The sequence below is a fragment of the Microcystis sp. M20BS1 genome (assembly GCF_020245305.1).
GTDB lineage: Bacteria > Cyanobacteriota > Cyanobacteriia > Cyanobacteriales > Microcystaceae > Microcystis > Microcystis ichthyoblabe_A.
The window spans coordinates 1-5,833 of sequence record NZ_JADBUZ010000051.1 but is presented as its reverse complement, the minus strand read 5'-3'; the positions used below and the strand labels follow the sequence as shown (position 1 = coordinate 5,833).

The 5,833-nt window shown below is 36.6% G+C and carries 4 protein-coding genes and 1 pseudogene; all 5 read left to right on the top strand.

What is annotated here, in order from left to right; translation table 11 throughout:
- Window positions 1-1,029 precede the first annotated feature (1,029 nt).
- The 5 genes and pseudogenes from IM507_RS05465 (at window position 1,030) to IM507_RS05445 (ending at window position 5,676) form a co-directional block, all read left to right on the top strand.
- Window positions 1,030-1,962, top strand: coding sequence for a class I SAM-dependent methyltransferase (locus IM507_RS05465; protein WP_123229965.1), 933 nt, complete (start codon window positions 1,030-1,032; stop codon window positions 1,960-1,962).
- A 22-nt stretch (window positions 1,963-1,984) separates the two neighbouring features.
- Window positions 1,985-2,340, top strand: a pseudogene (locus IM507_RS23650) (glycosyltransferase); the annotation flags it as partial.
- A gap of 215 nt (window positions 2,341-2,555) precedes the next feature.
- Entirely contained in the window at window positions 2,556-3,608 is a 1,053-nt protein-coding gene (locus tag IM507_RS05455) for a glycosyltransferase family 2 protein (protein ID WP_002735829.1), read from the top strand.
- A gap of 290 nt (window positions 3,609-3,898) precedes the next feature.
- Window positions 3,899-4,987, top strand: a complete 1,089-nt coding sequence (locus IM507_RS05450) for a glycosyltransferase family 4 protein (RefSeq protein WP_002738114.1) — start codon at window positions 3,899-3,901, stop codon at window positions 4,985-4,987.
- A 14-nt stretch (window positions 4,988-5,001) separates the two neighbouring features.
- Entirely contained in the window at window positions 5,002-5,676 is a 675-nt protein-coding gene (locus IM507_RS05445) for a class I SAM-dependent methyltransferase (RefSeq protein WP_002737775.1), read from the top strand.
- The last annotated feature ends 157 nt before the right edge of the window (window positions 5,677-5,833 follow it).

The window sequence follows — 5,833 nt, the reverse complement described above, 5'->3', positions numbered from 1 at the left end:
GTGATTCGGTAGTAGTGATGGCGGCTTAATCCTTTGCTTTGCTGTGCATTGTAGTCATGGATAAAATACCAAAGGGTTCCCCAAGGTGATTCTCCATTTTTTTAGAGAAAGATAGACTCTCTCTCACCAGCCGAGAAATCCGGCTCTTCTAGGTTCTGTGTGATAAGTTTAACTCACATAATGATCGATCTTTGTGTCCTTTGTGTCTTTGTGGTTCGTTCCACCCCCTCGCTAGGAGGAATGTATCTTAGAATACATTTTACCCACCAAACCTGGGAGAGCCGAAATCCTTTGTCTAAAGGTATTATTTAATCTTTCAATAGATTAGTTTGACCAGTTTCTTGACCGACAGAAAGTCTGTTTGGTTTGGTCAATATCCCGACAGTAGAGCAGATGCGGAACATCCTTGATGGAATAGCCGCAAAGCATCTTTTTCCCCTGTTCAAATGGATTTATCAAGGTCTGGGAGACCAAGGCTATTTGAGGCTATTTGCCGCCTTGGATGGCAACTTACTCGTCACCCTACATGGGACTCAGTACTGATGAACGCTATCAACGGGCTCGGCTTCAACGAGGGACTCGCTGGGGCTTTTTTCAAGATGTTATTTGTCTGACCAAGTATCTGTTGTTTGAAGGCTGGCAACACCTTCTAGACTTTATGCTCGATGATGCCATCCCTAGGGCTCTCGTTAATTCTTCTTGATGTTGGATTGGGATGTGCCGGGCAAAAGCGTTTTATATTCCGTATTATTTGCTAGATTCTGAATTTGGAATTGCTGTGTACTGACTAATTACCTTGACAAAAAGTTGATCATCGGGTAGGGTGTACCCAATATACCTATTGAATTGGGTCTTGAACTGGTCGGTTAATTAAATTGCCTATTATTCGGTGACACGCTGCCGTAGCAGTATTTTGTCAAGATTTAATAGGAAACAACCAGCTAGTAATAGTTTGATCAAGGATGCCAGTTCCCAGTTGGCTTTGACGACAAAACATGACGGTAAATATTAGTAGTGTAAAGGTTGACAATGTTGAAAAAATTACTTAACCGTATGCCAACCGAGCAGGGTAGAAAAAATATTAAATTTGCCCTAGCCAAAAAAATATTCAATCCCCTCTTAAGAAATATTGGCTACACCCTAATTACTGACCATTTTTATCAGCCGATACCCAACCGTCAGGAAATTATGACATACGCGGGCAAGGAAAGGCCTCTTAGCTCAATTGAATGGCATCTAGACAAGCAAACTGAACTGGTTAGGTATTTACTAGAAAAATATGCGTTAGAATTTAACAATAAAGAAATTTTTTCAGCATTTGGTTATTCCGAAGATACTTCTGCTCTCATTAGTGGCGATGCGGAAGTCCTCTATGCTATGGTCAGAGAAAAAAAACCTAATCGGGTAATTGAAATTGGCTCAGGTGGTAGCACTAAGATTATCGCCGCAGCTTTAAAAATGAATTTTATAGAAAATTCCCAAAAATCACAACTGATCTCGATCGAGCCTTATCCTCAAGATTTTTTAAAAGACTTTGCTAATGTTAGTAAAGATTTTCTAGAATTTAGTTTGCTTATCCAGAAAGTAGAAGCCGTAGATTTGTCTGTTTTTGAATCCCTGCAAACCAATGATATTCTGTTCGTTGATTCCAGTCATGTATTTAAGTCTGGTAGTGATGTGGAGTTTGAATTTCTTCAAGTTTATCCCCGTTTACACACAGGAGTCTTAGTTCATATTCACGATATATTCTTTCCCTATGATTATCCCATCGAATGGAATCTGAGAGAATCACGATACTGGAACGAGCAATACTTTTTAGAAACTTTTTTACAATTTAACAAAAAGTTTAAAATTTTGGCATCCTTATCTATGGTATCTCATTATAAGAATTCTGTGTTTCTTGAGAATATCAATGCTTATAATGAAGATCGATTACCCGGTTCTTTCTGGATGATTGCTTGAAAACTACTCGCCCTAGAAAACCATGAAAATAATTAATCCTAATCATAACTTTTTCACAATTCATAAACTCATTCAAGGACTCCTATAAATAGAAAGTCACTCCGGTGTTCGCCCACAATATCCAATATTATCTCCAGTAAATCCAGAAGGCAAGGGAGAAGGGGGATTAAGAACAAAGGGATATTTCAAATCAAACAGTCTTACGATGAAGCTAGTGGTTTGTCTGACAATTCACCGCTTCCTTGAGTTACTATCATTACCGTAGTTTTCAACAGTGAGAATTATTTAGAGCAAACGATTCAGATTGTGATTAATCAAACCTATGATAATGTTGATTGTATTGTTATAGATGGTGGTTCTAGGGATGGTAAGATCGATCACTGCAAATCAAGATTGAATCTGTCCCTCTAGAGATTCAATCTTCCTTAGAAGAGTCAAGCGTAGAACAATTAGAAGAAGTAATGGCTGTGGAACTGGCTGCCAATTCAATTGACGAGTTTATTGATGAGTTTGTCAATCACCTCTCTTTACTACCCTTGACAGAGGTTTTGAAGCGAGTTACAATGCCTGAAACCTACTGCTAAATCACAATTATGACGCTTCCCCCAGTCAATCAAAACAAAAACGCGATCGCTCTAGACCCCAATTTTTCTACTACTCGCCTAGTGATGCGGGAGAAACCAGTCATAATTAACGATCCCTCCTCAAAAGTACAATCTGTTTTGTTTTTACCACCAAATCCAGAACGAAGAGGAGAAGGTGGATTGAGAACTAAGGGATATTTCAAAAAGTCTTATGATGAAGAGAGCGATTTGTCTGGCAATTTACCTCTTCCTTTAGTTACTATTATTACTGTAGTCTTCAACGGTGAGAAGTATTTAGAGCAGACAATTCAGAGTGTAATCAATCAAAATTATGATAATGTTGAGTATGTTATTATAGATGGCGGTTCTACGGATGGTACAGTTGATATTATTCGTAAGTATGAAGATAAGATTGATTATTGGGTGAGTGAGCCTGATGGTGGTTTATACTATGCGATGAACAAAGGAATCCAATTGGCAACAGGAGAGCTAATTGGATTAATTAATAGTGATGATATATACAATGATGGTACAGTATCGAAAGTAACCGATCAATATGTCAATCCTCAGAAACTGAGATTCGTTATTATAAGTGGGTCAATTTTTCGCACTGATAGCCAGGGAAATATCAAGATTAGACTTTACACATCACATAAGTCGTTAGAAGAAAAAATAGAGTGGAGAATGCCTCTGCATCATCCAGCTACTTTTGTATCTTGTGATGTATATAAAACAATTGGTGCATTTAACACTAAATATAAAATAGCAGGAGATTACGATTTTATTTATAGAGCCTTTCATTCTCGTAAAGTTAAATTTTTGATAATAGATGATTTCTTGACCTCTATGAGGTTAGGTGGTTTATCGGAGGAAGGCATTATGAGTATATGGATTAAAGCCAAGGAAAGTTTTCAAGTTAGAAAAGACAATATATCCTTGGCAAAAAACTTTTTGATTTTTGTATTTGTACTTCTAGTAAACGGTATAAAGCAAATTGTCAAGCCACTACTCAGTGAGCCACTGTTGTCAACTTATTACCGATATCGTCATAAAAGAGATTGATTAAGATTTGACTAGGTGGTTCAGTGATTAATTCGGGCTGAGAGCATCTCAAACGCTATTGACAATTGACCGATCTTGTGATTCGCTTGGGAATTTCAAGTGATCCCAGTCAGTTAGAATAGTTACGAACTCGACCCATTTGGCCGATTTTTGCTTGATAAGCGATTGAGATGGCAAATTCTACTCAAATATGCCTGAACCGTGGGTAAGCAACCCACATAAAGTTCATTTTTTCAAGGATTGTTAAGATGCGCTTATCTTGGTAGTTAATTTAGTGAAGGGAGTTTAGCATGAAACCTGTTTTGATATTGTCTCTTGGAGTCCGAGGTGGTACGGTAATATATGCACAAGAAGTTATTGATCGTCTTTCGATTGAAAAAACCGTTATCGTCCCTTTTGGCTCTTTGGTAAAAACTCCACGCCACAATTATAAATGGATTGCTCATAGAAATGTATATGAGTTCTTTATCTATTCTTTTACTTTATTACCTCTATATATGATCAGCTTGTTCTGTGATTTGACAGTTAACAAATATAGTTCTATTTATCTTCCTTATTTTCATTACTGGAATATTTTTTTTGTATTCATTTTTAAGCTGTTTAATAAAAAGGTAATAACTACCATACATGACGGATGTATAGGGGATAAAAATCAGAACAATTTCAAAGGCAAAATTGTAGATTATCTTAAAGAGAAATCTATTTACTCTTCGGATGAATTAATTTTTTTGTCGGAATATGTAAAAAACGAATTTCAAAAAAGATATGGGAGAAAAGATGATTGTCATGTTATTCCTCTCGGCTTAATAATACCAGAAGGTCTAAGGCAAGTATCCAGGAATCATAATCCATTGCCTAACATTCTCTTTTTTGGCCAGATAACCCGTTCCAAAGGAGTTGAGAATTTAATCCACGCCTGTTTGAAGATTGCAACAGAAAAATATAATAAATTAGTTATAGTTGGAAAGCATTTCTATCCCCTAGATATTGATAGAAATATTTACTCTAGTAGTAAAATTGTTTTTATAGATAATTATGTCCCAGAAAATGAAATCTCTAAGTTTTTCAATGAAGCTGATATTTTAGTTCTTCCCTATACTATTGCAACCCAGTCAGGGGTAGTCTCTATAGGTGTTTCTGCTTGTATTCCCATGGTTTGTACAAAAGTGGGTGGACTTAAAGATCAGCTAGTTCCAGATGCTGAAGCAATTTTCGTAAATTCCGATTCTGAATCGATTAAAGAGGGTATTTTGGCTCTAATTGACAATAAAGAGCTTTATGAGTCTATTTCCTTAAATCTTAAAAGGAAACATACAAGTCTCGACTGGAATAATATAGCTAAATCTATCGAAAACGTTATACTCTCTACTACTGAATGACGAGGAAAACATCTATGACTATTGGGATTTGTAATTTGTGCGGTTCTGTGGTGGTTCGGATACATCCAGGATATTTTGGTACTCGTTGTTTAAACTGTAGATCTACTAAAATTCATAGAGCAGTTGGTTTGACAATTGAATCTCTAAATTTTTCAACCAGTACCTCTGTTTATGAGTTGTCTTCTCGCGGAGCTTTCTATAAATTCTTAAAAGGTAAATTTAAGAATTTATACTTTTCTGAATACTTTGATGATGTACCTCTAGGGTTGATGAAGAACTCTGTTGTCTGTCAAGACGTTCAAAATCTTCTTCTCAACGACGAATCTTTTGATTTAGTGACTTCCACCGAAGTTTTCGAGCATGTTCCTGATGATAACAAGGGTTTTTCTGAAATTTACAGAGTCTTAAAAAAAGATGGATACTTTATCTTTACCGTGCCTTTATCGGATAACCCGAAGACAGTTGAAAGATGTTTCTTGCAGCCTGATGGGACTATCATACATAAACTTGAACCTGAGTATCATGGCGATCAGATCCGTGGACAGGGAAGAGTTCTTGCCTTCAGAAATTACGGATTGGATATAACTGAACGCTTAGAAAGTTGTGGTTTTCACGCTGAAATACGTCTAGTAAACTCGACGCGCAATGTAATTGAAGATCAGAAGGTTATCATAGCAAAAAAAATGTAGTTCTATGACTGTCACTACGCCAATTCAAAAATGAAACGCATCAACCTCAAGAGTTGACAAAGAAAGGCTCATCAGGTACTGTCTGATCATTAACAAAAACAAATCAGACCCAAAATGAGCCACCAACATCTTAACATAGAACAAAGAAACTTGCTCT

Coding starts and splice junctions, on each gene's coding strand:
- IM507_RS05465 (WP_123229965.1), top strand. CDS start 1,030: ATGTTGAAAAAATTACTTAACCGTATGCCAACCGAGCAGGGTAGAAAA.
- IM507_RS05455 (WP_002735829.1), top strand. CDS start 2,556: ATGACGCTTCCCCCAGTCAATCAAAACAAAAACGCGATCGCTCTAGAC.
- IM507_RS05450 (WP_002738114.1), top strand. CDS start 3,899: ATGAAACCTGTTTTGATATTGTCTCTTGGAGTCCGAGGTGGTACGGTA.
- IM507_RS05445 (WP_002737775.1), top strand. CDS start 5,002: ATGACTATTGGGATTTGTAATTTGTGCGGTTCTGTGGTGGTTCGGATA.